Annotated in this window: 23 protein-coding genes, 2 pseudogenes and 1 riboswitch; of the genes and pseudogenes, 5 read left to right on the top strand and 20 right to left on the bottom strand. The window is 70.9% G+C overall.

The features are described 5' to 3' along the window. Positions 1–460 precede the first annotated feature (460 nt). Positions 461–2,068, bottom strand: a complete 1,608-nt coding sequence (locus tag SSP29_RS26585; RefSeq protein ID WP_089103310.1) for an amidohydrolase — start codon at positions 2,066–2,068, stop codon at positions 461–463. A gap of 126 nt (positions 2,069–2,194) precedes the next feature. Further along, entirely contained in the window at positions 2,195–2,635 is a 441-nt protein-coding gene (locus tag SSP29_RS26580) for an Lrp/AsnC family transcriptional regulator (RefSeq protein ID WP_066997022.1), read from the bottom strand. Positions 2,636–2,902: 267 nt separating this feature from the next. Here SSP29_RS26580 and SSP29_RS26575 point away from each other — a divergent pair, with 267 nt between their 5' ends. Further along, the gene (locus tag SSP29_RS26575) at positions 2,903–3,361 is read left to right on the top strand and encodes a hypothetical protein (RefSeq protein ID WP_089103309.1); all 459 of its coding nucleotides are present in this window, start codon (positions 2,903–2,905) and stop codon (positions 3,359–3,361) included. A gap of 1 nt (position 3,362) precedes the next feature. Here SSP29_RS26575 and SSP29_RS56395 read toward each other — a convergent pair. Continuing rightward, positions 3,363–4,124: pseudogene (locus SSP29_RS56395) on the bottom strand (phosphotransferase family protein); the annotation flags it as partial. A gap of 243 nt (positions 4,125–4,367) precedes the next feature. Further along, positions 4,368–5,486: pseudogene (locus tag SSP29_RS56390) on the bottom strand (RNA-guided endonuclease InsQ/TnpB family protein); the annotation flags it as partial. Positions 5,487–5,770: 284 nt separating this feature from the next. Here SSP29_RS56390 and SSP29_RS26560 point away from each other — a divergent pair. Continuing rightward, complete coding sequence (locus SSP29_RS26560; RefSeq protein ID WP_089103308.1) at positions 5,771–6,022, top strand: hypothetical protein; 252 nt, start codon at positions 5,771–5,773, stop codon at positions 6,020–6,022. Here the strand turns inward: SSP29_RS26560 and SSP29_RS26555 are convergent. Continuing rightward, on the bottom strand, positions 5,985–7,157 hold the full coding sequence (locus SSP29_RS26555; protein WP_089103307.1) for an acyl-CoA dehydrogenase family protein: 1,173 nt from the start codon (positions 7,155–7,157) through the stop codon (positions 5,985–5,987). The genes SSP29_RS26560 and SSP29_RS26555 overlap by 38 nt on opposite strands. 330 nt (positions 7,158–7,487) lie before the next feature. Here SSP29_RS26555 and SSP29_RS26550 point away from each other — a divergent pair, with 330 nt between their 5' ends. Next, positions 7,488–8,720: a glycoside hydrolase family 18 protein gene (locus tag SSP29_RS26550; protein ID WP_089103306.1), complete on the top strand. Its 1,233-nt coding sequence runs from the start codon at positions 7,488–7,490 to the stop codon at positions 8,718–8,720. Positions 8,721–8,776: 56 nt separating this feature from the next. On the opposite strand, the gene SSP29_RS26545 is transcribed toward SSP29_RS26550, so the two are convergent. The 5 genes from SSP29_RS26545 to SSP29_RS26530 all read right to left on the bottom strand — a co-directional run bounded on the left by SSP29_RS26545 (position 8,777) and on the right by SSP29_RS26530 (position 13,863). Continuing rightward, positions 8,777–9,436 carry a TetR/AcrR family transcriptional regulator gene (locus tag SSP29_RS26545; RefSeq protein WP_089103305.1) on the bottom strand — a complete coding sequence of 220 codons (660 nt, stop codon included), beginning with the start codon at positions 9,434–9,436 and terminating at the stop codon, positions 8,777–8,779. Positions 9,437–9,501: 65 nt separating this feature from the next. After that, positions 9,502–9,642, bottom strand: coding sequence for an SCO1431 family membrane protein (locus SSP29_RS51720; protein WP_368669256.1), 141 nt, complete (start codon positions 9,640–9,642; stop codon positions 9,502–9,504). 96 nt (positions 9,643–9,738) lie between these two features. Then, positions 9,739–11,178: a C39 family peptidase gene (locus tag SSP29_RS26540; protein ID WP_089103304.1), complete on the bottom strand. Its 1,440-nt coding sequence runs from the start codon at positions 11,176–11,178 to the stop codon at positions 9,739–9,741. 200 nt (positions 11,179–11,378) lie between these two features. After that, positions 11,379–12,833: an amino acid permease gene (locus SSP29_RS26535; RefSeq protein WP_245883224.1), complete on the bottom strand. Its 1,455-nt coding sequence runs from the start codon at positions 12,831–12,833 to the stop codon at positions 11,379–11,381. A gap of 79 nt (positions 12,834–12,912) precedes the next feature. Then, the gene (locus tag SSP29_RS26530; RefSeq protein ID WP_089103302.1) at positions 12,913–13,863 is read right to left on the bottom strand and encodes a hypothetical protein; all 951 of its coding nucleotides are present in this window, start codon (positions 13,861–13,863) and stop codon (positions 12,913–12,915) included. Positions 13,864–14,108: 245 nt separating this feature from the next. Here SSP29_RS26530 and SSP29_RS26525 point away from each other — a divergent pair, with 245 nt between their 5' ends. Next, a complete protein-coding gene (locus SSP29_RS26525) occupies positions 14,109–14,729 on the top strand; it encodes a uridine kinase family protein (RefSeq protein ID WP_089103301.1) in 621 nt (206 codons plus the stop codon). A gap of 430 nt (positions 14,730–15,159) precedes the next feature. Continuing rightward, positions 15,160–17,022 (top strand): AAA family ATPase, encoded by a 1,863-nt coding sequence (locus SSP29_RS26520; RefSeq protein WP_089103381.1) that lies wholly within the window; start codon positions 15,160–15,162, stop codon positions 17,020–17,022. Positions 17,023–17,200: 178 nt separating this feature from the next. Here the strand turns inward: SSP29_RS26520 and SSP29_RS26515 are convergent, their stop codons facing one another. From SSP29_RS26515 to SSP29_RS26470, 10 genes are all read right to left on the bottom strand, one after another. Further along, positions 17,201–18,292, bottom strand: a complete 1,092-nt coding sequence (locus tag SSP29_RS26515) for a hemolysin family protein (protein ID WP_089103300.1) — start codon at positions 18,290–18,292, stop codon at positions 17,201–17,203. Further along, positions 18,289–19,617, bottom strand: a complete 1,329-nt coding sequence (locus SSP29_RS26510) for a hemolysin family protein (protein WP_089103299.1) — start codon at positions 19,615–19,617, stop codon at positions 18,289–18,291. Before SSP29_RS26510 ends, SSP29_RS26515 begins: the two co-directional genes overlap by 4 nt. A gap of 256 nt (positions 19,618–19,873) precedes the next feature. Continuing rightward, positions 19,874–20,329 carry a PH domain-containing protein gene (locus tag SSP29_RS26505; RefSeq protein WP_089103298.1) on the bottom strand — a complete coding sequence of 152 codons (456 nt, stop codon included), beginning with the start codon at positions 20,327–20,329 and terminating at the stop codon, positions 19,874–19,876. 13 nt (positions 20,330–20,342) lie between these two features. Continuing rightward, positions 20,343–21,200 (bottom strand): ATP phosphoribosyltransferase, encoded by an 858-nt coding sequence (gene hisG, locus SSP29_RS26500; RefSeq protein WP_089103297.1) that lies wholly within the window; start codon positions 21,198–21,200, stop codon positions 20,343–20,345. Positions 21,201–21,246: 46 nt separating this feature from the next. Continuing rightward, a complete protein-coding gene (locus SSP29_RS26495; protein ID WP_030946750.1) occupies positions 21,247–21,519 on the bottom strand; it encodes a phosphoribosyl-ATP diphosphatase in 273 nt (90 codons plus the stop codon). Positions 21,520–21,553: 34 nt separating this feature from the next. Beyond that, a complete protein-coding gene (gene ribH / locus SSP29_RS26490; protein ID WP_089103296.1) occupies positions 21,554–22,039 on the bottom strand; it encodes a 6,7-dimethyl-8-ribityllumazine synthase in 486 nt (161 codons plus the stop codon). 48 nt (positions 22,040–22,087) lie between these two features. Next, positions 22,088–23,380, bottom strand: coding sequence for a bifunctional 3,4-dihydroxy-2-butanone-4-phosphate synthase/GTP cyclohydrolase II (locus SSP29_RS26485; protein WP_089103295.1), 1,293 nt, complete (start codon positions 23,378–23,380; stop codon positions 22,088–22,090). Then, positions 23,377–24,027: a nicotinamide riboside transporter PnuC gene (gene pnuC / locus SSP29_RS26480; RefSeq protein WP_089103294.1), complete on the bottom strand. Its 651-nt coding sequence runs from the start codon at positions 24,025–24,027 to the stop codon at positions 23,377–23,379. Before pnuC ends, SSP29_RS26485 begins: the two co-directional genes overlap by 4 nt. After that, positions 24,024–24,629 carry a riboflavin synthase gene (locus SSP29_RS26475; protein WP_089103293.1) on the bottom strand — a complete coding sequence of 202 codons (606 nt, stop codon included), beginning with the start codon at positions 24,627–24,629 and terminating at the stop codon, positions 24,024–24,026. The genes pnuC and SSP29_RS26475 overlap by 4 nt, the downstream gene beginning before the upstream one ends. A 156-nt stretch (positions 24,630–24,785) precedes the next feature. Beyond that, a riboswitch (FMN riboswitch) is annotated at positions 24,786–24,916 on the bottom strand. A gap of 249 nt (positions 24,917–25,165) precedes the next feature. Further along, positions 25,166–26,449: an ROK family transcriptional regulator gene (locus tag SSP29_RS26470; protein ID WP_089103380.1), complete on the bottom strand. Its 1,284-nt coding sequence runs from the start codon at positions 26,447–26,449 to the stop codon at positions 25,166–25,168. Positions 26,450–26,536: the final 87 nt, after the last annotated feature.

Below are 26,536 nucleotides of genomic sequence, written 5' to 3'. Positions count from 1 at the left end.
TGTTCCCCTGCGGAGCCGCTCTCGTCCCCCTACGGATGGGGGCCCGACGCCCTTCGGGCCGACCTGGGACCCGCTGGCTGCGGGTCGACCGAAAGCCGTTGTCTACTGAGCGTCCGGGCCCCACCCGGGTCACACCTCCCGACCGGCCGGAACGTTCCCTCGTCGGCGCGGGCGCTGAGCCTGGCTCCCAGTGACGGTGCCCCGGTGCGGCACACCGTCCCTGACCCAGCGGCGCTGCGACGAGTGCGCGAACTGCTCCCCGGTCGGGCGTCCGGTGGTGGACTCGGCCGAACCTACCGGCCCGCTGCCGCTGGCTGTCAACAGCTGTTTGACCTGCGGAAACGACCTCAAAGCCCTGGTCAGCGCGGAGGATGCGCAGGTCGCGAGACGGGGCGGCGGCCGTCGATCACGGCCGCGCCACCCCGGGAGATCACTCGCCCGGCCGTACGAATGCGGCGGGTCACTCGCCCGGTCGTACGAACACGGTCCGGCCGCCCACCACGGTGCGCAGACAGACCGGCAGCTCGCGGCCGGGGGTCAGGTCGGGCAGGCCCGGGGTGCCGGAGCGCGGGTCGGTGGACCAGCGGGCGACCCGGTCGTCCGGCGCCTGCACCACCAGTTCCTCGGTGCGCCAGACCGCGTAGTCGGCGGGTGCGCCGGGCACCAGGACGCCCGCGTCGTCCCGGCCGATCGCGCGCCAGCCGCCGCGGGTGTGCGCGGTGAAGGCGGCGCGTACGGAGACCCGGTGCTCGGGCGTCCGGTGGAAGGCGGCGGCCCGGACGGTCCCCCAGGGATCGAGCGGGGTGACGGGGCTGTCGGAGCCGAAGGCGAGCGGGACCCCTGCCTTGAGGAGGGCGGCGAACGGGTTGAGGGTGCGGGCCCGCTCGGCACCGAGCCGCTGGGCGTACATGCCGTCCGCCCCGCCCCACAGCGCGTCGAAGGCGGGCTGCACGGAAGCGATCAGACCGAACTCGGCGAACGCGGCGACGTGCTCGGGGGTGAGCATCTCGGCGTGCTCGACGCGGTGCCGGGCGGCGCGGACGCGAGCCGGGCCGACCTTCTCGGCGGCGGCGCGCACGCCCTCCACGACGGCGGTCACGGCGGCGTCACCGATGGCGTGGAAGCCGGCCTGCAGACCCGCCTCGGTACAGGCGGTGACATGGGCGGCGACGGCGGCCGCGTCCAGATAGGCGGATCCGGTGGTGTGACCGGCGTCGGCGTACGGCTGGTGCAGGCAGGCGGTGTGCGAGCCGAGGGCCCCGTCCACGAACAGGTCGCCGGCGGCGCCCAGCGCGCCCAGCTCCCGCGCCTTGTCGACATCCTCCTCGGCCCAGTAGCCGACGACCCTGGGGCCGGGCGCGTCGGCCGCGAGCCGCAGCAGCCCGGTGAAGTCGTCCTCGGAGGAGATCTTCGGCCCGCCGCACTCGTGCACGGTGCCGATACCGAGGGAGGCCGCGTGCGCAAGGGCGGTGCGCTGGGCCTCGGCCCGCTGGCCGGGCGTCACGGCCGCGAACGCGGCGGCGCGTACGGCGTGGTGCGCGTCACCGGTGAGCGGGGCGTCCTCGCGGGGCACCGCAGCCGGGACCAGGTCCAGCAGGGCCGTGGTGACGACCGCCGAGTGGACGTCGATACGGGAGAGGTAGAGCGGACGTCCGCCGGTGGCCGCGTCCAGCTCGGCACGGGTCGGCGGGCGGCCGTCGGCCCAGCGGGAGGCGTCCCAGCCGTGCCCGAGCAGGACCCGGTCGTCCGGACGGCCGGCGGCGAAGTCCCTGACCAGCGCCAGCGCCGCGGGCAGCGAGCCCGCGCCGGACAGGTCGAGGCCGGTCAGGGCGAGCCCGGTGGACGTGGTGTGGACATGGGCGTCCGTGAAGGCGGGGGTGACCAGGGCGCCGTCCAGGTCGACGACCTCGTCGACCCCGTCCGCGAAGGCGTCGGCGGCCCCTTCGGACCCGACCCAGGCGACCTGCCCCCGCTCCACGACCATCGCGGTCGCGAACGGATCGGCGGGACTGTGAACCTCGCCGCGGCGCAGGAGTACGGTCTGGGACTGGTCGGTGCGATCACTCATAGCCGACAGTTTCTCGCCCTTCGTGACCCGGGTTGCACTCGGGGCACGCTGTAAGGCACCCGGAGCTGTCGGCCGTGCCCACCCGTTCCGCCCTGCGGAACGACTGCCCACGGCGGTAGCGGCAGCTCAGATCTTCGGCGGCCGAGCCTCGTACGGCGTGGACAGCACCACCGTCGTCCGCGTCGACACCCCCGCCAGGCTCCGCAGCCGCGCCAGCAGCTCCTCCAGTTCGTGCGGGGTCGCCACGCGCACCTTGAGGATGTAGTTCTCGTCGCCCGCCACGCTGTGGCACGCCTCGATCTCCGGGACGCCGGCCAGGCGGTCCGCGATGTCGTCGGGGGCGCTGGGATCGAACGGTTTCACCGAGATGAACGCCGTCATGGGCAGCCCCACGGCCTCCGGGTCGACGACCGCGGCATAGCCGCGGATGACGCCACGCTGCTCCAGCCGGCGCACCCGCTGGTGCACGGCCGACGTGGACAGACCCGTGGCCTTGCCCAGGTCCGTGTAGCTCATCCGCCCGTCCTTGACGAGCAGCTGCACGATTTGACGGTCCAGCTCCTCCATGGCGCAAAAACTACAGTGCGTCTGATCTCCACGGATAGCTCAGCGGCCCAGGTCATGGCCGGTTCGTGATGTCAGAGACAGCAGGTTGTGAGCCGTCTGAGGGACAAAACGACCGCAGCGGGCACCTGCGTTCGGCATGTGACGAACGCCACAGCCCTCGAACGGGCTCCGTGATGGTCTCGTGATTACCGCCGAGATCGGACGGGAAGTGCTTGCTGTGGTCGAGGCCGCAGCGCCGTAACGGCCCAGCCCGAGGGGGAGTTACCCATGCAGAGTCTTAAGCGCCCTGGTCGTACCACGCCCAAGCGCCCGCAGTTGGTGGTCGAGCCCGAGCCGGAGGGCGTCGAACCCGACCTCTACGAGGCCGAGGAACTGGACGCGTACGACACCTTCGAGATGTTCCGGGTGATCTGCCCGGACTGCACGCAGTCCATCGCGCTGCTGGCGGACGAGGAGTTCCTGCCGGAGCACGCGCTGTGCGCCTCGCCGTGGAACCCGTTCGGTCTCACGGTCTGCGCCGGTACGGGCCGCGCGGCGGACGACGTGCCGTCGGCGGACGAGTCGGTCGAGCCGCAGGAGCAGGAAACCGCCCTCCTGCTCACCCTCCCGCAGGGTCTGGACTGGCGGACGCAGCCCTTCTCGCACGTCGGCGGCCCGGGCTCACGCCCGATGCACGTACCGGCGATGCGCCACGGCGGCATGGTCGTCAGCCGTCAGGCCGCCTGAGTCACCGCACCGCATCCCAGTACCCGCCCTGCACCATGGCCCGCAGGCTGCCGTGGTGCAGGATCAGCGTGTCCGGATCCGCGGGGACGGCGGCCTCTCCGAAGTACACCTGCCGGTAGGCGACGCGCAGCATGACGATCGCGTGCCGCAGAGCCGCGTACAGGGTGTAGAAGTCCATGTCCTGCGGGGTGTGGCCGGTGAGCCGCGCATAGCGGGCCTCGACGCGGTCGCGGCGCAGGAACCCGGGCAGCCCCCGCTGTCCGGCGGCGGCCGTGAGGTCCTGGAAGAAGCGGTGCAGGTAGACGGTCCAGCCGAGGTCCACCTCGCGCGGGGCCGGTGCCGCCATCTCCCAGTCGAGGACGGCGACGGGGTCGAAGCCGTCGTAGACGACGTTCCCGATGCGGGCGTCACCCCAGCCGAGGACCGGCGTGCCCGGCTCGCGCGGCCACAGGTCCGCCAGCCGGTCGAAGGCGGCCTCGATCAGGGGTGAGCGGGCGAGTCCGGCCACCACCCAGTCGTAGTAGTGCCGTTGGGACTCGACATGCCGCTGCAGGGCGTCGCCGTCTCCGGGAAGGGCGAGGAACTCCGTCTCGGACAGGGGTACTTGGTCGTGCAGCCGGGCCAGCAGGCCGACGGAGGCGGCTTCCAGGTGCTCACGTTCGGCGTCGGTCGCCGCGTGCAGCCAGTCCCCCTCGTAAGTAGGGGGCATGACCTCGGGTAGGGCGCGGCCCTCGACCCTCGCCATGACCGAGAAGGGCACGCCATGCTGGAACGGCGCGGCGGCCGGCGGTGTCCTCCAGCGTGGCGGCCGCGAGAAGGCAGACCTCGAAGCGAACCGGGCACCAGACCCATTGACATCCTCCCGCTCTGGAACGAGCGGGATTCCAACCCAGGTAGGTTGAGGTTCACGGGCGCTCGAACGGTTGATGGCCGCTGTCGCCCCTCCGGCACCGGCTGTGCGCCGGGGGCGAGGGATCCCGCCCTGTCCTGCCGCGACGTTGATGCTTGCGTTCTCATCGGCGTTGCAGGTGAACCCGCAGGACACGCAGACGAAGTCGGCTTGGCTCTTGCGCGACTTCTTCTCGATCCATCCGCAGGCACTGCACCGCAGACTCGTGTAAGGCGAGGGAACGTCCTCGACCCGGCCTGGCGCCTTGTGCTCCGTCCGCCGGCGCAGCAGGCCCCAGCCCTGAGCGAGGATGCCCCGGTTCAGCCCGGCCTTCTGCCGGACCTTCTTGCCGGGCTGTGCCGCGGTTCCCTTCGCGGTGCGGGTCATGTTCTTGATGTTCAGCTTCTCGAACCGGATCACGCCGTAGCTGCGGGCGAGCATGGTGCTGGTCTTCTCGCACCAGTCCTTGCGCCGGTTGACCTCACGGACCTTGAGCCTGGCGACCTTTGCATACGCGGCGGTCTTGAGAGCGCTGCCCTTGGGGGCCCGAGTCGCGCGGCGCTCATGCTTGCGGATCTGTGCCCGCTCCTTGACCGTGAGCTGCGGGCAGTTCAGCTTGCGCCCGTCCGACAGCGCCGCCGTGATGGTCACGCCCCGGTCGATACCGATGACCTCACCCGTGCCGGGCGCGGGAGTCGGCTCGGGGACGACCGCGAACGCGATGTGCCACTGACCGTTGCGGTAGGTCACCCGGAACGTCTTCGCAGCGGGAAGCCGCGCGCCCTTGCCCCTAGCGCTGAGGCGGAAGCGGACCCAGCCGCAGCCGGGGACCTTGACTTGCGCCCACCGCCGATTGAGCTTCCGCACGACCACAGAGCGGCCCATGACCTGCTTACCGCTCTTCTGGTTCAGCTTCGGGCTGCCGTCCGACTCGTACTCGGGCACACGGTCGGTGCCGATGACCCGGAAGCCCTCGTGCACGTGCTTCCTGCGCCAGGTCGGCTCACCGAAGCCGGAGGCGAAACGGGCACTCTTGGCCTGGGCGAAGTCCTTCAAAGCCTGCTGCTGCACGTCCGCGTTCCCCGCGGCCAGCCACGCATTGTCCCTGCGGGCCTCGGTGAGCTGACGGCACTGCTCCGCAAAACCGGGCGCAGACCTGCGACCCGGCTTCCAGTGCGCATGCTGCTCCACTGCCAGATTCCAGATATACCGGGCGTGCGTGCAGTGCGACAGCATCCGCTCCGCCTGCACGGGCGTCGGGTACATCCGGAAACGTGACATGCCGCGAACCTAGCTACCACGTTCCCCACCCGCGCACGCAATCGATCGACGCCACCCGTGCGAGTGACTGAACGACCCTGAGGCGACAGACACGGCATGGCCTTCCGGAGGCTGGAGACGGTCCGGCTGACGGTACGTCAGAAAACAGGGAGAGGCCAGATCCGGGAACGGACGTCCACGAACTCACGCACGATTCGGGAGAGCGGTGACCAGGGCGGCCGCCCCCGCGTTGGCCGGGCATGACGACCACCTACACCGCCCTCGGCCGTCAGCGCCGGATCTTCGTGCCCCCGCCCGCGGCATCGCTGCCGCCGCCCGTGCCGCAGGATCCGCCCATCTACCGAGATCTGATGCGGACCTGGGCCGACCGGGGCCGCGCCCTGCCGGGCCGCCACGACCCGGAGTGGGTCAGGCTGGCGGCCCCGACGGTCACCCGCGGGCAGTTCAGCGACCTCAGCGACTTTCCGGCCCCGCCACATGACGGGCGATGACCATCCGCTGGATCTGGTTGGTGCCCTCCACGATCTGCAGGACCTTGGCCTCGCGCATGTAGCGCTCGACCGGGAAGTCCGCGGTGTAGCCGTAGCCGCCGAGTATCTGGACGGCGTCGGTGGTCACCTTCATCGCGGTGTCGGTGCAGTGCAGCTTGGCCATGGCGGCCTGCTTGGCGAACGGGCGGCCCGCGTCGCGCAGCCGGGCCGCCGCGAGATAGAGGGCCCGGCCGGCCTCGATCTGGGTGGCCATGTCGGCGATCATGAAGCGCAGGCCCTGGAAGTCGGAGATGGGGTGGCCGAACTGCCGTCGCCCGGTGGCGTAGCCGACCGCCTCGTCCAGGGCCGCCTGGGCCACACCGATCGCGCAGGCCGCGATGCCGAGCCGGCCGGAGTCCAGCGCCGAGAGGGCGATGGCGAAGCCCTGGCCCTCCTCGCCGAGGCGGCGCTCGTCGGAGACCCGGACATCGTCGAAGTGGACCTGGGCGGTGGGCGAGCCCTTCATGCCCATCTTCTTCTCGGGCACCGCGCCGCTGAGGCCCGCGGCGTCGCCGGGGACCAGGAAGGCGGTGATCCCGTGCGAGCCCTCGGCGCCGGTGCGGGCCATGACCGTGTAGAAGTCGGCGATGCCGCCGTGCGTGATCCAGGCCTTGGTGCCGTTGATCACCCAGGAGTCGCCGTCCCGGACGGCCCTGGTGCGCAGGGAGGCCGCGTCCGAACCGGAGGCCGGCTCGGAGAGGCAGTAGGCGCCGAGCAGGCCGCCGCCGAGCATCGCGGGCAGGTGCTCGACCTGCTGCTGCTTGGTGCCGTAGGCGGCGAGCGCGTAGCTCGCGAGGGTGTGCACGCTCACGCCGAGGCCGACGGTGAGACGGGCCGCGGCCAGCTCCTCCAGGACCTGGAGGTAGACCTCGTAGGGCTGGTCGCCGCCGCCGTACTCGGAGTCGTAGGGCAGGCCGAGCAGGCCTGACCCGGAGAGCAGGGTGAAGGCCTCGCGCGGGAAGCGCCCGGCGTCCTCCTCCTCGGCCGCCTTCGGCGCGATCTCACGCCGGGCGATCTCCCGGACCAGCGCGAGCAGGTCCCTCGCCTCGTCCGTCGGCAGTTGACGCTCCACCGGCTGCGGGTCGCGGTCGGACATGGCGTCGGTCTCCTCCCTGTCGGGCAGCAGCGGTCACGGCCCGCGGGATAGGGGCGGTTCCGCCTGTCGTTCGGGTGCGGCCGAGGTCGGCGTTCCGGGTCTCGGAAGCTGCTGACCTGCGGCTGCGCAGTGAGTATGCCCGATCGGGGACCTCCCGTCACCAGTTAACGACCGCTTACTTCAGGATTTCCAGGCCAACATTCGAAACCCGCGAAATTGGTCCGAACCATTGACCTGACTGGTCTAGTCCTCCTAAGGTTCATGACCAACGCTTTACCGCGTTCATGCCAATCGGCGCGCGTTCCCCTCTCCCCCAGGAGGAGACACCCGATGCACACCACTCACCGCTCCCGGTTCCGGGCGCTGCTCTCCGCGGCCTGTTGCGCCGTCCTCGGCGCCGGGCTGCTGGCCGGCGCGGGCACCGCGTCCGCGGCCGCCCCGTCCGCTCCCCAGGTGAAAGCCGGCTCCAAGGTCGTCGGCTACTTCACGGAATGGGGCACCTACCAGCGCAACTACCTGGTCAAGAACGTCGAGACCTCCGGCTCGGCCGCGAAGCTCACGCACATCAACTACGCCTTCGGCAACGTCACCGGCGGCAAGTGCGCGATGGGCGACTCGTACGCGGCGACCGACCGGACCTACACCGCAGCCGAGTCCGTGGACGGCGTCGCGGACACCTGGGACCAGCCGCTGCGCGGCAACTTCAACCAGCTGCTGAAGCTGAAGAAGAAGCACCCGAACCTCAAGATCCTCTGGTCCTTCGGCGGCTGGACCTGGTCCAGCGGCTTCGGCGAGGCGGCCAAGAACCCCACCGCCTTCGCGCAGTCCTGCTACGACCTGGTGAAGAACTCCAAGTGGGCGGGCGTCTTCGACGGCATCGACATCGACTGGGAGTACCCGAACGCCTGCGGCAACACGTGCGACACCAGCGGCCGGGACGCCTTCCGGAACGTGATGGCGGCGCTGCGTTCGAAGTTCGGCAGCGGCTCGCTGGTCACGGCCGCGATCACCGCCGACGCCACCAGCGGCGGCAAGATCGACGCGGCGGACTACGCGGGCGCCGCGCAGTACGTCGACTGGTACAACCCGATGACGTACGACTACTTCGGCGCCTGGGCGACGACCGGCCCGACGGCCCCGCACTCGCCGCTGAACTCCTACTCCGGCATCCCGACGGCGAACTTCTACACCTCGGCGACCATCGCCAAGCTCAGGGGCCTCGGCATCCCGGCGGCCAAGCTGCTGCTCGGCATCGGCTTCTACGGCCGCGGCTGGACCGGCGTCACCCAGGCGGCCCCCGGCGGTACGGCGACCGGCCCGGCGGCGGGGACGTACGAGCAGGGCATCGACGACTACAAGGTGCTCAAGACCAAGTGCCCGGCGACCGGCACGGTGGGCGGCACGGCGTACGCCAAGTGCGGCAGCGACTGGTGGAGTTACGACACTCCGTCGACCATCGCGACCAAGATGACCTACAAGAACCAGCAGGGCCTGGGCGGCACCTTCTTCTGGGAGCTGAGCGGCGACACCACCAACGGTGAGCTGATCAAGTCCATCAACTAGCCCCCTTCACGGGGGACTTGGGGCGGGGGGACCACGAGCCCTCCGCCCCTTCCGCGTCAGGTGTCCCGGCGGGCCGGGGCCGGGGCGCGGTAGGACGGGTCCAGTTCCTCGATGGCGCGCAGGGTGCCGCCGAGCGTCTTGACCAGCAGCTCGCACAGGGTTTCGCGGGAGAGTACGGGCCGGTCGATCCAGTCGAGGGTGGCGCCCTCCACGCTGCACAGCCAGGCGAGCAGGCCGGTCCTGGCGAGCGGGGCGATGTCGGTACGGCCGTAGGCGCCCTCCGCGATGGTCGCGACGATCGCCTCGCGCACCCCGTCCCGGATGGCGTGCACCTCGGTGTCGAAGCCGACACCGCCGCTGACGATCGTGCGGTACGCGGCCTGGTGGTGCTCCGCATAGCGCAGATAGCTGTCGATGGTGCGGTGGACGCGGTCCGTCTGGGGCAGTTCCAGGCCGCTCGCGGCGTAGGTGACCAGGTCGGCGACGGAGTCCTGGATGATCGCCAGGTAGTAGCCGCGCTTGGACTGGAAGTAGTAGTAGATCAGCCCTTTGGCGACATGCGCCTGCTTGGCGATGTCGTCCATGGAGAGCGCATCGTAGGAGGTGTCGGCGAACAACTTCCGCCCGATGGCGATGAGTTCAGCACGACGAGCCACGGAACGCTCGGTGCCGCGCGCCCGGGGACGGGCGGCGGCACGCTGTTGACTGATATTCAATTTCGACCCTGGTCTCAACGGGCTGCGGGACATCCGCAGTATGTCAGGTCGGGTCGTGGGTCAGGTCACAGCAGACCGAGTTGAGTTACCAACATGGCGATGACCACGACAAGGGTCCAGCCCATGACGTGTTCCAGAACCTTCGGGCCGTCGTCCTTGGGGCCGCCGGTACGGGCACGGGCGGTGGTGGCGGAGTGCGTGGTCATGACGTCCACCATGCCATTGATTGCGGCTTTTGCGGCGGAGAGCTTGGTCACAGGACAGCGGCCCCCGGGGTGCCCGGGGGCCGCCGTCGTGCCCGGTCAGCGCACGCCGACCGCCGCGAGAGCCTTGAGCTGGGCCGCGGTCGGACAGGCCGGGAAGTACAGATAGCAGACGCCCCCGGTGCCGGAGACGACCTTGCCACTGGCGTTGTACCGCTTGGTCCGCAGCCAGATGTTCTCGAACTCCCGCCGCAGATAGACCCGTCGGACCGCGTCGTCGGTGGCCGAGAACGGGTCGTTGGCGATCACGTCGCCGTCCGCGGTGAAGCCGATCACGGTCATCAGGTGCCCGGAGGTGCCGTATCCGGCACCGGTCAGCTCCGACGCGAGGAACGACTGTGACGTTATGGCCGGGATGCCGGCCGCGATCAGGGTCTCCAGGTCGGTGAGCGAGGCCAGTCGCGTTATCACGCCCTGGAGGTCCAGGTACGTCGACGCGTAGGCGGCGTTGAAGGGCCAGTTGCCGCACCCGCCGTACTGGTAGTCGTAGGTGTAGCGGGCCGCGTAGCAGACCTGGGGGTCGGTGTACGACGGGTCGACCCAGGCCAGCTGCGTGGGGGTGGGGCGGCCGCCCCAGTACTCGACGATCATCTGCGAGGAGGTGGGGCTGCACCAGGCCTCGCCGCCGTTGTCGTACTCGGGGTACTGGCCCTTGTGGATCTCCTGGGAGTAGCGCGGGACCTTGAGTTCCTGGGCCAGGCCCGGGGTGGAGGCGGGGACGGTGAAGCGGTCCGGGATGTCGGAGGCCATGGCGCCGAGCCGCCAGACGGTCGGGGTGAGCTTGGTGCCGGGCTTGCGGTAGAGGGTCAGGCGCAGCTGGTACGAGGCGAGGCGCAGGCCCGTGGTGGCGTCGTCGATGGCGAAGGTGTCGGTCCAGATGGTGCTCTTGCCGTCCGTCTGGCCGTCCACCGAGGTCCGCTTGATGTCCTGGTCGCCGGCCGCCCAGCGGCCCATCACGTACCAGGGGGTGTCGGTGCCGTCGGAGTAGGTGCCGTGCAGCTCGACCTTGATCCAGGTGCCGGCCGGGGTGTCCGCGTTCCAGGAGGCGATGGTCTCGGTGGCGGGGACGGCCGGCCGGTGCACCGGGCCGGTCCAGGTGGCGTACTCCCAGGTGCCGGTGGTGCCGGTGTGCGGGTCGGTGTAGGAGGTGGTGCCGGCCGGGGTGCCGATCACCACGCCGGGCCGGTCGCCGGCGACGGCGCCGACGCCCTTGACGGTGCCGGTCTTCCAGTCGCTGTAGGTCGTCCAGGAGCGGTAGTCGATCGGGCGGGTGCCGTCCCGGCCGTGGCCGGTCCGGCCGCTCCCGGTCCGGCCGCTCCCGGTCCGGCGGGTCTCGGTCCGGGCGGTCTCGTCGGCGTCGGTCTCCGGCGCGGCGACCGCGGGCACCGCGGGGACCACGCCCTGGGCCACGGCAGCCGCCGCGACGGAGGCGGCGGCTGCCAGAACGGTTCTGCGGGACGGCTGTTCGGCTCTGCTCATGGGTGGAGGACCCCCAGGTGTGCGCGTCACGGCTGATCCGGAGCAAGAGGCTGTGGGGCAACTATGGAGCAGGCGCCATGCCCCTGCCAGCACTTCCGCTCATGCCACGCCCACCAATATTGGTCTCGTCCACCGAAAGGGCCCCGGCGCGGTCGCCGGGGCCTCCTTCGGACCGTTCGGACCGGATCCGTCCGGACTGCTCAGATGAGGTCCATCGCGGCGACCTCGTCGGGGCGGCCGTAGCTGACCGGGCCCTGGAAGCGGCGGCGGGCGGTGGCGAACCACCAGACCGTGGCCACGACCAGGACCGCGGCCAGCGCGATCGGCGCGTAGTTGAACGAGTCGACGGTGATCGGCGAGGCCTGCGGCAGCATGAACAGGACGCTGCTGAGCAGGATCCAGGTCACCGCCAGCCAGCCGACCGGCCTGCTCCAGCGGCCCAGGTTCCACGGCCCCGGCTGGAAGTCGTCGCCCAGGCGCAGCCGCAGGAACACCGGCACGGCATAGGCGAGGAACAGGCCGACGACGTTGACGCTGACGATCGCGGTGAACGCCGTGTGCGACCACCAGCCCGGCACCACCAGGGCGACCGAGCAGGCCACCGCGAGCCAGACGGCCTTGACGGGGGTCCGGGTGCGGGGCGAGACCGAGTGCCACAGACGGGAGCCGGGCATGGCGCCGTCCCGGGAGAAGGCGAAGATCTGCCGGGTGTTGCTGGTGAGGTTGGCGAGGCCGCAGAAGAGCATGGCGCCGATGACGACGAGCAGCATCGCCTTGGCCCAGCCCATGCCCAGTCCGTCGATGAGGATCTGGACGGGCGGCGCGGAGGAGCTCGCCACCTTGGCGTAGTCGCCGATGCTGTAGACCAGCGCGAGCATCAGGACCAGGCCGGTGATCGCCGAATAGCCGATGGACCGGATGATCCCTCTGGGGGCGTTGACGGTCGCCTGGACGGTTTCCTCGGACATGTGGAAGCTGCCGTCGAAGCCGGTGAAGGTCCAGCTGGTGACCAGGAGCCCGAGCAGGCCGCCGTAAAGGCCGTTGGTGAAGCCGGTGTTGTTCACGAAATGCGTCACGAAGGACGCGGACTGGTGGTGGCCCGGCATCACGATCAGTGTGCTCACGATCACCACGAGTCCGATCAGCAGCCACCAGACGGAAATCCGGTTCAGTACGGCGACGAGCTGCACGGTGTAGGTGTTGGCGAGGCCCTGGACGACGATGATCAGGGCCGTGATCAGGACCGTCTGGTGAGTGGTCGGCGTGTACGAGGGCCACTGGAGGGCGACGAAGGCCTGGATGAAGGTGGCGGCCGCGTAGCCGGTGGCCGCGGTGCCGCCGATCTGGCCCACGAAGTTCAGCCAGCCCGTGTACCAGGACCAGGCACCCTTGTGCCGTTTGGCGAGTTTGCCGGCGGAGAAATACAGGGCGCCGCTCGTCGGATATGCGGAGGCCACTTCCGCCATGGCGGCGCCGATGCACAGCACCATCACGCAGACGCCGATCCAGCCGAACACGAGAATGCGGGGGCCGCCCGCGTTCATACCGAATCCGAAGGACGAGAAAATTCCGGAGAGGATATTGATGATGGTGAAGGAGATGGCGAAATTGTCGAACGCCTGGAATCGGCGGGTGAGTTTCCGCGGATAACCCATCGCGTGCAGGGTCGCGTCGTCGTCGAGCGGGACGGGGTCCGCTGTGCGTTCTGACACGTGCCAGCCTTTCTCTAGGACTCTAGGAGGGGATGGGCAGGCCGCAGGCGCGGCGGGCCCGGGAGAGCTGGTCGGCCGGTTCGCCGAAGACGCTCCAGGGCATGCGTGAGGCGTACGGCCCCATGGCCGTGAAGACCGCCCGGGCCTCGAACTCGCACCGGGCCATGACCAGCGCGTGCGCGAGGTAGGCCAGGTCGAGCACCGGGGTGAAGCGGTATCCGGCCACCGTGGGCAGCCAGTTGTGGTAGATCGACAACGCGGTGCTGCGCCACTGCGGCTGTTCCCAGACCCGCTCGGCGAGCAGCTGGGTGGGGTTGTGGCTCTCCACCAGCGCGACCAGTGGCAGCAGTCGCAGCGCCGAGCCGGCGGGGGCCCGCTGGGCGAGGAAGGCGGCGACGTCCCAGGCCGCGTTGACCGAGCCGCCGTACCGGGTGAAGAAGAAGGACAGGAAGCGGTGGTGGGCCTCGCGGTGCCAGGGGTCGAGGGCGAGGGTGTGCGCGAACAGCCGCCAGGGGCCTGGCGGGGAGGTCAGCAGGCCGCCGGGGGCGGGGTCGTGCGGGCGGTGCAGCCGGGCCATGGCCAGCTTGGCGGCCCAGGGCGTGGGGTCGGCGGGGTTCATGGCACTGGCCCGGTCGCAGGCGGCGAGGGCGATCCGCTCCAGCGCCTCGGCCCGCTCGTCACGGGCGTCGGCCGCCCGGATCGCCCGCTGCACGGCCACCCGGGCCCACATCAGCGTGGACTCGGGGCCCGGTTCCTCGGCCAGCCACCGCTCCACCAGGTCGGTGCCGGCCGCCTCGGAGGCGAGGACCAGGCAGCGGTGGGCGCGCAGGGCGAAGTCGGCGCGCGTCTCGGCCAGCGCCTCACGGGCACTCAGATATCTTCCGGCGCGCACGTCCACGTATACGCTCGCGAGCAAGCGGTCGTCGGCCGCCGGATGCCATACGTACTGCCCCTCGAATAACTCCGCGGCCATCTTCCCCTGTCCGTCCCCGTTCGACGCGTGTGCGCTGAAGGCACCCTACTCAGGGGCGGGCGCGCCGGAAACACGCGAGGTCGACATATCGGTCAGCCGGTCGGAAATATTAATGGGGGCGGTGGAGAACGGCCAGAAATTAGTTCAAGCCGCGACTTCCTCTGGGCCGCGGACGCCCGCTATGCGCCGCACTACTAGAATGTTTCCGGAAAACACCCCACACCACAGCTCACCCGGGAACGGCCATTCACCACCTCGCCTCAGCACTCCGGGCCCTGCCGCCCTCCTGCGGCCCGGTCCGCCTCGTCGGCGTCGACGGGCACGCCGGGTCCGGGAAGACCACGTTCGCCGGACAGTTGGCCACCGCCCTGGGCGGAGCGCCGGTGCTGCACCTCGACGACATCGCCAGCCACGAGGAGCTCTTCGCCTGGACCGGCCGTCTGCTGACCCAGGTGATCGAACCGCTCGGCCACGGCGGGACCGCGCACTACTCCCCCTACGACTGGCGCACCCGCAGCTTCGGCCCGCCCCGCCCGCTGCCACCGGCCCCGGTGATCCTCGTCGAGGGCGTCGGTGCCGGCCGCCGGGCACTGCGCCCCTTTCTGGCGCGGCTGCTGTGGATGGAGCTGCCGCACGAGGAGTCCTGGACGCGGGGCAGGGCACGGGACGGCGAGGAACAGCGGGACTTCTGGGCCGAGTGGGTCAGGGCGGAACGCGAACACTTTTCCGAGGACCCCTCAAGGCCGTACGCCGACCTTCTGGTGACACAGTCACAGAAGGGATATGAGGTGCTGCCGGGGCTGGTGAAGACGGTTGGACCGGACCAGGTCGTCACCCACCGTGATGGACCGTCCGCTGTGTGCTGAACTTGTGAAGAAGCGCCTCCAGGAAGTTGCCCGAGTACCTCAACTCGGCTTGACCCGGGGGCCGTACAGGACTTACGTTCTGAATGTGCGGCCATTGAGGGCCGCCCTGCAGACGCGAAGCCCCCGGTTGTTCCCCCGTGATCGGGGGCTTCGTTCTGCCCTTTACCCCTTTTGTGTGCGCCGCGTGCGCCCTTCTGCTCACCCTCGGTCACCATGCCGTGTGCGCCCTGTCTGCCCCCACCTCGCCAAACGGCCTGTGCGGCACCCTTCGGCGGGCGGTGGAACCGCAGGTACGATGCCCTCGGTGCGACCTTCGAACGGCTGCTTCGCGCACCTGCAACTCCGGTCCGCGGCACAGCGGTTCGACCAACGGCGGCCATCGGGGGGAGCCCGGGGGCCAACCACGGGGGCACGGTTTGTGGGGGACGTGATGGATTTCGGCACGCAGGGCCCCGAGGCCCCGGCCGACCTCGCCTGGCTGCGAGGCGTGGACGCCTACACGATGGGCGCCTATCCGCAGGCCGAGGAGGAGTTCCGCACCGCGGTGCGGATGGATCCCGGGATGGCCGACGGCTGGCTCGGGCTGCACGCGTTGCGCGTCGACACGACGACCGCACTGCTGCGGATGTTCCGGCACCGGGACCGTTTCGGCGAACAGCGCGGCCGGCATCGCCGCACGCTCAACTCCTGGTACTGGCTGGGCTGGTGGGTGCAGCCGGTGCTCGAGAGCCCGCGCGACCTCCTGCTCGCCCACGCCTCGCACTGGCTGGACGGCCGGCACGTCCCGGAGCTCGACCGGGCCCTCGCCGGGCTCCCGCCGGTGGACGCCGACCCCCAGGTCCGCTTCCTGCACGCCTGCCGGGCCTACCTGGTCAAGGACTGGGAGCAGCTGATACGGCACACCGACCCGCTCCTCGACGACCCCATGCTCGGCATCGAGGCGGGCCTGTTCGGCGGCATGGCCCGGGTCCGCCTCGAAATGTACGGCCAGGCCGAACCGCTGCTCTCCGCGGCGCTGATGCGGTGCCGCAGCGAGCAGCCGCAGCGCAAGGAGCTGCGCTACTGGCTGGCGCGGGCGCACGAGGGCACCGGCCGCAGCGCCGCCGCGCTCCCCCTCTACCGGGCCGTGCACCGCGTCGACCCCGCCTTCATGGACACCTCCGCGCGCCTGGCCGCGATAGCCGAGGGCGACGGGTACGACGACACGGCCGACTTCGCGGCGATCACCCTCACCGGCGCCGGGCAGGACGTCGTGGACGGGCCCGACATGCTCGACCCGCTCTTCGGCACCGAGGGGCGGGATCTGCGGTTCGGGGAACCGGAGCCGCCGGCCGGGGCGATGCCGTCGGTGATCGACCCGGCGGTGCGCGAGAAGGTCGTGCCGTCGCCTCCGCTGCCGGCCGGGCCGACCGACCCCGCGTTACTTGAGGAGGCGCTCGCCGAGCTGGAGCGCATGGTCGGTCTTGAGCCCGTGAAGCGGCAGGTCAAGGCGCTGTCCGCGCAGTTGAACATGGCCCGGTTGCGGGCCGGGCAGGGGCTGCCGGTACAGCCGCCGAAACGCCACTTCGTCTTCTCCGGGCCGTCGGGCACCGGGAAGACCACCGTCGCCCGCATCCTGGGCCGGGTGTTCTACGCGCTGGGGCTGCTGGGCGGCGACCACCTGGTGGAGGCCCAGCGCGCCGACCTGGTCGGTGAGTACCTGGGCCAGACCGCCGTGAAGGCGAACGAGCTGATCGACTCCGCGATCGGCGGGGTGCTGTTCGTCGACGAGGCCTACTCACTCTCCAACTCCGGCTACGGAAAGGGGGACGCGTACGGCGACGAGGCGCTGCAGGTGCTGCTGAAGCGGGCCGAGGACAACCGCGACCACCTGGTGGTGATCCTGGCCGGCTACCCCGAGGGCATGGACCGCCTGCTGGCCGCCAACCCTGGGCTGTCCTCCCGCTTCACGACCCGCGTGGACTTTCCCTCCTACCGCCCCCTCGAACTGACCTCGATCGGCGAGGTGCTGGCCGCCGAGAACGGGGACGCGTGGGACGAGGAGGCGCTGGAGGAGCTGCGGTCGATCGCCGGGCACGTGGTGGACCAGGGCTGGATCGACGAGCTGGGCAACGGGCGGTTTCTGCGGACGCTGTACGAGAAGAGCTGTGCGTACCGGGATCTGCGGTTGTCCGCGTATCCGGGGGTGCTGTCGCGGGACGACCTGGCGACGTTGCGACTGCCGGACCTGATGCAGGCGTACGGGGAGGTGCTGTCGGGGCGGGGGCCGCAGGATCCGGCAGCCGGGATGTAGCTGGGGGCGGGGGGACGCTTACCGGCGCTGGCAGGGTGCCGCTGCGCCCACCCGTGCCGCCCTGCGGCACGCCTGCCCGCAGCTGGGTGGCTGTGAGAGGAGCGGCTGGGCAGCGCCCCGTAAGGGGCGCGGGGAACTGCGCGGCCAGCCCCCACCCGCCCGCAGCTCCCCGCAACGCTCAGCCCACCGTCACTTCCTCCGGCTCCCCGCTCGCCCTCGGCTCCGGAGTTCTCGGCGGTGTTGTCGGCTGATCCCGGTGTGCCGGGTCCGTCACCTCGCCGACCAGCAGCTCCAGGACGTCCTCCAGCGCCGCCAGGCCCAGCACCCTGCCGTTCGCGTCGGCCACCTGGGCCAGGTGGGTCGCCGCCCGGCGCATCACCGTCAGCGCGTCGTCCAGGGGCAGCTCGGCCCGCAACGTCGTCATCGGCCGCCATATCTGCTGCGGCACCGCCCGGTCCGAGTCCTCCAGGTCGAGTACGTCCTTCACGTGCACGTAGCCCATGAAGGCGCCGGACTCGGCCGCGACCGGGAAGCGGGAGTAGCCGGTGCGCGCGGTGAGCTCGACGATCTGGCCCGGGGTGACCGACGGCGGGACCGTGATCAGGGACTCGCGGCGCAGAAGCACGTCCGTCACCGGGCGGGAGCCCAGTTCCAGCGCGTCCTCCAGGCGCTCCTGCTCCTCGGGGTCGAGGAGACCCGCCTGGCCGGAGTCCTCCAGGAGCCGGTTGAGCTGCTCGCTGGTGACGACGGCCTCGACCTCGTCCTTCGGCTCCACCCGGAAGAGCTTCAGGATGCCCTGGGCGCAGGCGCCGAGGGCGACCGTGATCGGCCGGCACACACGGGCGAACGCCACCAGGCCGGGGCTCAGCCACAGCGCCGCCTTCTCCGGCGCCGCCATCGCGAGATTCTTCGGCACCATCTCGCCGATGACCAGGTGGAAGAAGACGACCGCGGCGAGCGCGATCACATAGCCCAGCGGGTGGATCATGTCGTCGGGCAGGTGGACGGCCTCGAACAGCGGCTCCAGCAGGTGGGCCACCGTGGGTTCGGCCACCGCGCCCAGCGTCAGCGAGCAGACGGTGATGCCGAACTGGGCCGCGGCCATCATCTGCGGGAGGCGTTCCAGGCCGTAGAGGACCTGGCGGGCCCGGGCCGTGCCCAGGGGCTCGATCTGGCTGCGGCGGACGGAGACGAGGGCGAACTCGGCGCCGACGAAGAAGCCGTTGGCCAGGACCAGCAGCCCGGCGAAGACCAGTTGGAGGACGCTCATCGGGTGGCCTCCGCGACGGCGGGGGCGGTGCGGACCAGGCGGACCCGTTCCGCGCGGTAGTGGCCGACCCTGCGGACCGACAGCCGCCAGCCGGGCAGCTCCGCCCGGTCGCCCGGCGCCGGGATGCGGCCGAGCAGGTCGGCGACCAGGCCGGCGACCGTCTCGTACGGGCCCTCGGGCACGTCGAGGCCTATCCGCTGGAGGATGTCGACACGGACGCTGCCGTCGACGTCCCAGGCGGGCTTGCCGTCCTGGGCGGGGGCGGCGGCGAGTTCCGGTGCGTCCGGGCTGTCGTGCTCGTCGCGGACCTCGCCGACGAGCTCCTCGACGATGTCCTCCAGGGTGACCACTCCGGCCGTGCCGCCGTACTCGTCGACGACGACCGCGATGGGCTGCTCGGAGCGCAGCCGGGCGAGGAGCGGCTGGACCGGGAGGGTCTCGGGGACCAGCAGGGCCTTGCGGGCGATGCGGCCGACCGGGGTGCGCAGCCGGTCGTGGACCGAAACGGCCAGCGCGTCCTTGAGGTGGGCCATGCCGACGATCTCGTCGATCTTCTCCCGGTAGACCGGGAAGCGGGACAGTCCGGTGGCCCGGGTGAGGTTGACGACGTCCTCGGCGGTCGCCGTGTCCTGGAGGGCGCTGACCTTCACCCGGGGGGTCATGACGTGCTGGGCGGTCAGCTCGCCCAGGGACAGGGTGCGGACGAACAGGTCGGCCGTGTCCTGTTCCAGGGCGCCGGCCTGGGCGGAGTGCCGGGCCAGGGAGACCAGTTCGCCGGGGGTGCGGGCGGAGGCCAGCTCCTCGGCGGGTTCGACGCCGAGGGCGCGGACGAGCCGGTTGGCGACCGTGTTCAGCGCGGCGATGACCGGCCGGAACAGGCGGGAGAAGCGGGCCTGCGGGCCGGCGACGACGCGCGCGACCTGGAGGGGCTTGGAGACCGCCCAGTTCTTGGGCACGAGTTCGCCGATCACCATCTGGATCGCCGAGGCGAGCAGCATGCCGACCACGACGGCGATGCCGGAGACGGCGCCGTCGGGGAGGCCGGTCGCGGTGAGCGGGCCGCGCAGCAGCTCGGCCAGCGCCGGTTCGGCGAGCATGCCGACGACCAGGGAGGTGATGGTGATGCCGAGCTGGGTGCCGGAGAGCTGGAAGGAGAGCTCCTTCAGCGACTCGACGACCGTACGGGCGCGCTTGTCGCCGTCGGCGGCGGCCTTCTCGGCCTCGGGTCGCTCCACGGTCACGAGGCCGAACTCGGCGGCGACGAAGAAGCCGTTGGCGAGGATGAGCAGGAACGCGGCTGCCAGGAGCAGCAGGGGGGTGGTCATGATGCCGCCGCCTCCGAGGCTTCGCGGACTCCGGAAAGGCGGTCCGCGGTATGTCGGGAGGGGGCGGCGCAGGTACTACAGGACGATCCGTCCATCGCCGGAGAGGGTCACTCCTCGGGTAGCAGGAACCCCTGTGCGCCGGGCGCGCGACAGGGGTGGAGGCGGGACGTGAAAAGCCTCCGCCAACAGATTAATCAAGACATGGGCCGGTGCGGCAGGGGCGGCGGCCCGGAGACGGCCCCGAAGTTGCGTGATTTCAGCCCTGATGCTGTTCGGGGTCGTGGCTCGTGTGGGCCTCGGCGAGGGCGCGCAGGGCCCTGGCGTCGGCGATGGCGCGCTGCTTGGCGATGCCCGGCTGGATGCCGAGGGCGGGCAGGCTGGTGCCGTCGCTGAGGTCGAGGAACACCCACGGGTCACCCGGGCGGAGGTTCACCTGGAGGATCTCCGCCCACTCCAGGCGCCGTTTGCCGGCGATGTTCACGACGGTGACCCCGGACTCGTCGGCGACCACCTTCACCCGGGCCAGCCGGGCCAGCACCCAGAAGATCAGCGCACCGGTGACGACGAAGCTGAGCTTCTCGCCCGGGCCCAGCTGCTCAAGGAGCAGTGCGACCCCGGATATGGTGGCGAAGATCGCGACGCCTGCGGTGAGCAGGATCACGCGGGTGAGGCCCGGCCGGAAGGTGACGGGCAGGGAAGGAAGCTCGGACATCTCGCGCGGGGCCTCAGAGGCGGCAGGCGTGGATGGCCGTGGTCAGGATGGCGCGGGCGCCGATGTCGTACAGGTCGTCCATGATCCGCTGGGCGTCCTTGGTGGGGACCATGGCGCGGACGGCGACCCAGCCCTCGTTGTGCAGCGGGGAGACGGTCGGCGACTCCAGGCCGGGGGTGAGGGCGACGGCCTTCTCCAGCTGCTCGACACGGCAGTCGTAGTCCATCATCACGTACGTCCGGGCGACCAGGACGCCCTGGAGACGGCGCAGGAACTGCTGAACCTTCGTCTCAGCAGCCTCCTCGGCGTCGGCGCCGGTGCGCCGGATGACGATCGCCTCGGACTTCATGATCGGCTCGCCGAAGACCTCCAGGCCGGCGTTGCGCAGGCTGGTGCCGGTCTCGACGACGTCGGCGATGACCTCGGCGACGCCCAGCTCGATGGCGGTCTCGACGGCGCCGTCGAGGTGGACGACGGAGGCGTCGACGCCGTTGTCGGCGAGGTGCTTGGCGACGATCCCCTCGTAGGAGGTGGCGACCGTCTTGCCCTTCAGGTCCGCCAGGCCGGTCGCCTCGCCGGGCTTGGAGGCGAAGCGGAAGGTGGAGCGGGCGAAGCCGAGCGGCAGGATCTCCTCGGCGTTGGCACCGGAGTCGACGAGCAGGTCACGGCCGGTGATGCCGATGTCGAGGCGGCCGGAGGAGACGTAGATGGCGATGTCGCGGGGGCGGAGGTAGAAGAACTCGACGTCGTTGACCGGGTCGACGATGCGGAGTTCCTTGGACTCCCGGCGCTGTCGGTAGCCGGCCTCATGCAGCATGTCCGCCGCAGGTCCTGAGAGGGAACCCTTGTTGGGGACGGCGATGCGCAGCATGAGGTCGGCTTCCTTCGCTTCGAAAGGGGGGTGTCTGAAAGGGGTTTTACAGGTGGGCGTAGACGTCGTCCAGCGAGATACCGCGGGCGACCATCATCACCTGGACGTGGTAGAGCAGCTGCGAGATCTCCTCGGCGGCCGCTTCCTTGCCCTCGTACTCGGCGGCCATCCAGACCTCGGCGGCCTCCTCGACGACCTTCTTGCCGATGGCATGGACCCCCTTGCCGACCAGCTCGGCGGTGCGGGAGGTGGCGGGGTCGCCGTGGGCGGCCTTGTGCTGGAGCTCGGTGAAGAGCTCCTCGAAAGTCTTGTTGGACATGGTGAGCGCCAGACTACGCCAATTGCCGCGTCGCTCAGTGCCAGGGTTCAGATACTGAGCGGAGGGTGGCCGCCGTGGCCACCGCCGCCGTCACCGCCTCGTGGCCCTTGTCCTCGTTGGAGCCCGCGAGACCGGCGCGGTCCAGGGCCGACTCCTCGTCGTCGCAGGTGAGCACGCCGAAGCCGACCGGGACGCCGGTCTCGACGGAGACCTGGGTGAGGCCCTGGGTGACGCCCTGGCACACGTACTCGAAGTGCGGGGTGCCGCCGCGGATGACGACACCGAGGGCGACGATCGCGTCGTAGCCGCGCCCGGCGAGGACCTTGGCGGCGACCGGGAGCTCCCAGCTGCCGGGGACCCGGAGCAGGGTCGGCTCGTCGATCCCCAGGTCGCGCAGGGCGCGCAGGGCGCCGTCCACCAGTCCGTCCATCACCTTCTCGTGCCACTGGGACGCGATGACGGCGACCCGCAGGTCGCTGACATTGCGTACGGACAGTTCAGGTGCACCCTTGCCGCTCACGTCTCTCCTCAGTGCTGTTTCTCTCATGGTGGCCGCAGGTGGCCACGGTTACTGGTTGCCGCACGCCGCCACGGCCGGGGTGTCCAGCCAGGGCAGGTCGTGGCCCATCCGGTCCCGCTTGGTGCGCAGGTAGCGGAGGTTGTGCTCGCCCGCCTGTACGGGCATCGGCTCGCGCCCGCTGATCTTGAGCCCGTGGCTCAGCAGCGCTTCGCTCTTGTCGGGGTTGTTGGTCATCAGGCGGACGCTGCGCACCCCGAGATCGGCCAGGATCCGGGCGCCGGCGCCGTAGTCGCGGGCGTCGGCGGGCAGGCCGAGTTCGAGGTTGGCGTCGAGGGTGTCGCGGCCGCGCTCCTGGAGTTCGTACGCGCGCAGCTTGGACAGCAGCCCGATGCCCCGGCCCTCGTGTCCGCGCAGGTAGACGACGATGCCCCGGCCCTCGTCCTGGATACGGTCCAGGGCGGCGTCGAGCTGGGGTCCGCAGTCGCAGCGGGCGGAGCCGAAGACGTCCCCGGTGAGGCACTCGGAGTGGACCCGGACCAGGACGTCCTCGCCGTCGCCGATCTCGCCGTGGACGAGGGCGACATGCTCGACGCCGTCGGTTGTGGAGCGGTAGCCGTACGCCGTGAAGGTGCCGTGCTTGGTGGGCAGGTTGACCTCGGCCTCGCGGCGGACGGTGGGCTCGGCGGCGGCCCGGCGGTAGGTGACCAGGTCCGCGATGGAGATGATCGTCAGCCCGTGCTTGCGGGCGAACGGGATCAGCTCCGGAAGACGGAGCATCCGGCCGTCCTCGCCGGCGATCTCCACGATGGCGCCGGCCGGGCGCAGGCCCGCGAGGCGGGCGAGGTCGACGGCGGCCTCGGTGTGGCCGTTGCGGACCAGGACACCGCCGGGCCGGGCGCGCAGCGGGAAGACATGGCCGGGGCGGACGAGGTCCGCCGGCTCGGCCTGGCCGCTCGCCAGCAGCCGGAGCGTGGTGGCGCGGTCGGCGGCCGAGATGCCGGTGGTGACGCCGTGCGCGGCGGAGGCGTCCACGGAGACGGTGAACGCGGTCTTCATGGACTCGGTGTTGTCACCGACCATCTGCGGCAGGTCGAGCCGGTCCAGCTCCTCGCCCTCCATGGGAGCGCAGATCAGGCCGCGGCACTCGCTCATCATGAAGGCGACGATCTCGGGGGTGATCTTCTCGGCGGCGATGACGAGGTCGCCCTCGTTCTCGCGGTCCTCGTCGTCGACGACCACGATCGGGCGGCCGGCCGCGATGTCGGCGATGGCCTGCTCGACCGGGTCGAGGGTGAGGTCCTCGACGCCGTCGGTGCTGTACAGGATCGGTGCCGCGGTCATGCGGGTGCTCCTTCCAGAGCGGGTCGCGAGCCCTCGCGGGAGCGCAGCCACCAGTCGCGCATGCCCCACAGGACGAGCGCGCCGTAGAGGACGTAGACGAAGCCGGAGAAGGCGTAGCCGTTGGCGAAGTTGAGGGGGACGCCGACCACGTCGACCAGGAGCCAGGCGATCCAGAACTCGACCATGCCGCGGGCCTGGGCGTACATGGCGACGACGGTGCCGACGAAGATGTAGGCGTCCGGCCAGGGGTCCCAGGACAGGGACGGGTAGGCCTTGAAGAGCAGGGCGACGGCGATCGTGCCGACGGCCGCGGCGGCGACCATCGCGCCGCGCTCACGCCAGGTGGCGAAGCGCGGGACGATGTGACCGTCCCCGCCGTCCTCGGCCCGGCCCCTGCTGCGGTTCCACTGCCACCAGCCGTACAGGGCGACCGTCATGACGACGACCTGCTTGCCGGCGCTGCCGGCGAGGTGGCCGTAGAAGGCGATGAACAGGACCAGGCCGGAGAGGAACTGCACCGGCCAGGTGAGCAGCGAGCGGCGCCAGCCGAGGGCGAGGGTGATCAGGCCGAGGATGTTGCCGATCATGTCGGACCAGATGATGTGCTGGCCGAGGAGGGTGAAGGCCTCGGAGTTCAGCCAGTTCACCGGTCCGCTCCCTGCGTGTTCGCGAGCAGGCGCTCCACGTACTTGGCGACGATGTCGACCTCAAGGTTGACCGGGTCGCCGGGCTGCTTGCGGCCGAGCGTGGTCAGGTCGAGGGTGGTGGGGATGAGGCTGACGGTGAAGTAGTCGGGGCCGGCCTCGACGACGGTGAGGCTGATGCCGTCGACCGTGATCGAGCCCTTCTCGACGACGTAGCGCGCGAGGTCGGCCGGGAGCGAGACCTTGACGATCTCCCAGTTCTCGGAGGGCGTGCGCGCCAGCACCTGACCGGTGCCGTCGACGTGGCCCTGCACGATGTGGCCGCCGAGGCGGGAGCCGACCGCGGTGGGGCGCTCCAGGTTGACGGGGGAGCCGACGTCCAGGGCGCCGAGGGAGGAACGCTTGAGGGTCTCCGCCATGACGTCGGCGGTGAACTCGTCGCCCTCGTGCTCCACGACGGTCAGACAGACGCCGTTCACGGCGATGGAGTCGCCATGCTGCGCGCCCTCGGTCACGACGGGGCCACGGAGCCGGAAACGGGAGGCGTCGCCGAGATTCTCGACGGCGGTGACCTCACCCAGCTCTTCGACGATTCCGGTGAACACTTCCCGGGTCCTCCTGCCTCAATAGGGCACGGACTCCGGGGCCTGTCGACGGACGACAGAATGTACGGACAAGCACTCCGAGGGCGACGCCGACAAGGTCCCGCCCGCGAGGGACGAGACCAGATACGGCGGCGCGCACACGTACATGCTCGCCCGCCGCGCACTGCCTCCCATCCGGACTTTAACCGTCGGTCCAGGAATTTCACCTGGTCAACCGGCCGCTGGAAGCGGACGGGTCGCGGACTGTAACCGCCGGTTCGGAGTTTCACCGACCCCGGAGTGCGCTGCTTCTGGTACACGGCCAGTGTGCCACGCCCGATCGTGGTCCATGCAAGGGGACCGTGTGGGGTGCCTCACAGCTCATGCCGCTGGACTTCCCCGACGGGCCGTCATGTGCGCAACCGGCGCCCGGACCAGGACTCTTGACGCTGATTCACGCCTATTGACCCCACTGGTCTAGTCCTTTTAGGGTTCAAGCGGACCCGGTGGCGGTGACGACGGCCCTTGCCCGTCGCCGGGCCCGCCCAACGCGGGCGTCAGCGGGCCGGCGCCGCGAAGAGTTCGTCCTGGGCACGCTCTCGGGCGGTGAGCAGGGCGCCGCGCAGGACGGCCGCGCCGCCCAGGGTGCCGGCCCTTACCTCGGTGACCAGCGGGGACATGCGGCGGAGCCGCGCCTCGACCCGGGTGGCGAGCGCCGTGCCGCCGGCGGGGCCGACCTCGCCGCCGAGGACCACGCAGCCGGGGTCCAGGATGGCGACGACGGCGGCGACGCCTACGGCGATGCGGTCGGCAAGGGCACCGAGAAAGCCGGAGTGCTCCGCGAGAGAAGGCAGGTTCGGTCGAGGGTCGACTGCGGCACCGTCGTGGCTGGTCGCGCAGTTCCCCGCGCCCCTTGGGGGCGCCGCCAAGTCGGCGTCGCCCGCACGTCTTACCGCCTCAGCAACCACAGACGCGGCGGAGGACCCACCCGACCCCACCCCGAATTCCCGCGCCAGCTCCACGATCGCCGCCGCTCCCACCAGTGAGTGGTAGCCCCCGGAGCAGTCGGTCGCCGATGGCAGTCCGGTCGTGCCCGGCACCGGCAGGAAGCCGATCTCGCCCGTGCCACCGGAGGCACCGCGGCGCAGGCTGCCGTCGAGGACGACGGCGGCGCCGCAGCTGTCCCCCAGCCAGAGCAGGACGAAGGTGTCGCGGTCCCGGGCGACGCCCTCCCGCTGCTCGGCGAGGGCGGCCAGGTTGGTCTCGTTCTCGACACTGACCCGGGCCTGCGGGAAGCGTTCCTGGAGGGCGGCGACCAGCCGGCGGTGCCAGCCGGGCAGGCCGGCCGAGTCGCGGAGCTCACCCGTGGCCGGATCGATGAGCCCGGGCGCCCCGATGCCCACGGTGTGCAGTTGCCCCCCGTCCCCGGACGCCCCCGCCTCCTTGGCCGCGCGCTCCACCAGTTCCACCGCCCGCTCCACGGCCGCCGCCTCCCCCGCCTCCGGTGCCACCGGCACCGACCCGTCGGCCAGCACCCGCCCCACCAGGTCGGAGACGAGCACCGAGACGCTGTCGGTGCGCACGTCGAGGGCGGCCAGACACACCCGGTCGGCGACGATGCCGTACAGCCGGGCGTTCGGCCCCCGGCGCTGCTCGCCCGACTCGCCGACCACCGTGATCAGACCGGACGCGGTGAGCCGTTCGACCAGGTCGGCGACGGTCGGCCGGGACAGCCCGGTCAGCTGTTTCAACTGCCCTGCCGTCAGCGGGCCTTGCTCCTGGAGCAGGCTCAGTGCGAGCCGGTCGTTGATGGCCCGGGCGGTGCTCGGTGATGCGGGCATGACGGGCATCCTCCCAGATCCTCGTGGCTCAGGACGGCCACATAACTCTCTATCTATCAGGCAGGGTCCCTGATAGTTTACGGCGGG

This window comes from Streptomyces hyaluromycini, assembly GCF_002217755.1.
Classification (GTDB): domain Bacteria; phylum Actinomycetota; class Actinomycetes; order Streptomycetales; family Streptomycetaceae; genus Streptomyces; species Streptomyces hyaluromycini.
This window is presented reverse-complemented; position numbering and strand designations above follow the sequence as displayed.

Excerpts from the sequence above, each read along its gene's own strand:
- SSP29_RS26530 (WP_089103302.1), bottom strand. The coding sequence starts at position 13,863 with ATGGCCGCGGAGTTATTCGAGGGGCAGTACGTATGGCATCCGGCGGCC.
- SSP29_RS26510 (WP_089103299.1), bottom strand. The coding sequence starts at position 19,617 with ATGACCACCCCCCTGCTGCTCCTGGCAGCCGCGTTCCTGCTCATCCTC.
- SSP29_RS26555 (WP_089103307.1), bottom strand. The coding sequence starts at position 7,157 with ATGTCCGACCGCGACCCGCAGCCGGTGGAGCGTCAACTGCCGACGGAC.
- SSP29_RS26485 (WP_089103295.1), bottom strand. The coding sequence starts at position 23,380 with ATGACCGCGGCACCGATCCTGTACAGCACCGACGGCGTCGAGGACCTC.
- SSP29_RS26550 (WP_089103306.1), top strand. The coding sequence starts at position 7,488 with ATGCACACCACTCACCGCTCCCGGTTCCGGGCGCTGCTCTCCGCGGCC.
- SSP29_RS26575 (WP_089103309.1), top strand. The coding sequence starts at position 2,903 with ATGCAGAGTCTTAAGCGCCCTGGTCGTACCACGCCCAAGCGCCCGCAG.
- SSP29_RS26515 (WP_089103300.1), bottom strand. The coding sequence starts at position 18,292 with ATGAGCGTCCTCCAACTGGTCTTCGCCGGGCTGCTGGTCCTGGCCAAC.
- SSP29_RS26520 (WP_089103381.1), top strand. The coding sequence starts at position 15,160 with ATGGATTTCGGCACGCAGGGCCCCGAGGCCCCGGCCGACCTCGCCTGG.
- SSP29_RS26470 (WP_089103380.1), bottom strand. The coding sequence starts at position 26,449 with ATGCCCGCATCACCGAGCACCGCCCGGGCCATCAACGACCGGCTCGCA.
- SSP29_RS26540 (WP_089103304.1), bottom strand. The coding sequence starts at position 11,178 with ATGAGCAGAGCCGAACAGCCGTCCCGCAGAACCGTTCTGGCAGCCGCC.
- hisG (WP_089103297.1), bottom strand. The coding sequence starts at position 21,200 with ATGCTGCGCATCGCCGTCCCCAACAAGGGTTCCCTCTCAGGACCTGCG.
- SSP29_RS26580 (WP_066997022.1), bottom strand. The coding sequence starts at position 2,635 with ATGGAGGAGCTGGACCGTCAAATCGTGCAGCTGCTCGTCAAGGACGGG.
- SSP29_RS51720 (WP_368669256.1), bottom strand. The coding sequence starts at position 9,642 with ATGACCACGCACTCCGCCACCACCGCCCGTGCCCGTACCGGCGGCCCC.
- SSP29_RS26585 (WP_089103310.1), bottom strand. The coding sequence starts at position 2,068 with ATGAGTGATCGCACCGACCAGTCCCAGACCGTACTCCTGCGCCGCGGC.
- SSP29_RS26535 (WP_245883224.1), bottom strand. The coding sequence starts at position 12,833 with ATGGGTTATCCGCGGAAACTCACCCGCCGATTCCAGGCGTTCGACAAT.
- SSP29_RS26560 (WP_089103308.1), top strand. The coding sequence starts at position 5,771 with ATGACGACCACCTACACCGCCCTCGGCCGTCAGCGCCGGATCTTCGTG.
- SSP29_RS26495 (WP_030946750.1), bottom strand. The coding sequence starts at position 21,519 with ATGTCCAACAAGACTTTCGAGGAGCTCTTCACCGAGCTCCAGCACAAG.
- SSP29_RS26505 (WP_089103298.1), bottom strand. The coding sequence starts at position 20,329 with ATGTCCGAGCTTCCTTCCCTGCCCGTCACCTTCCGGCCGGGCCTCACC.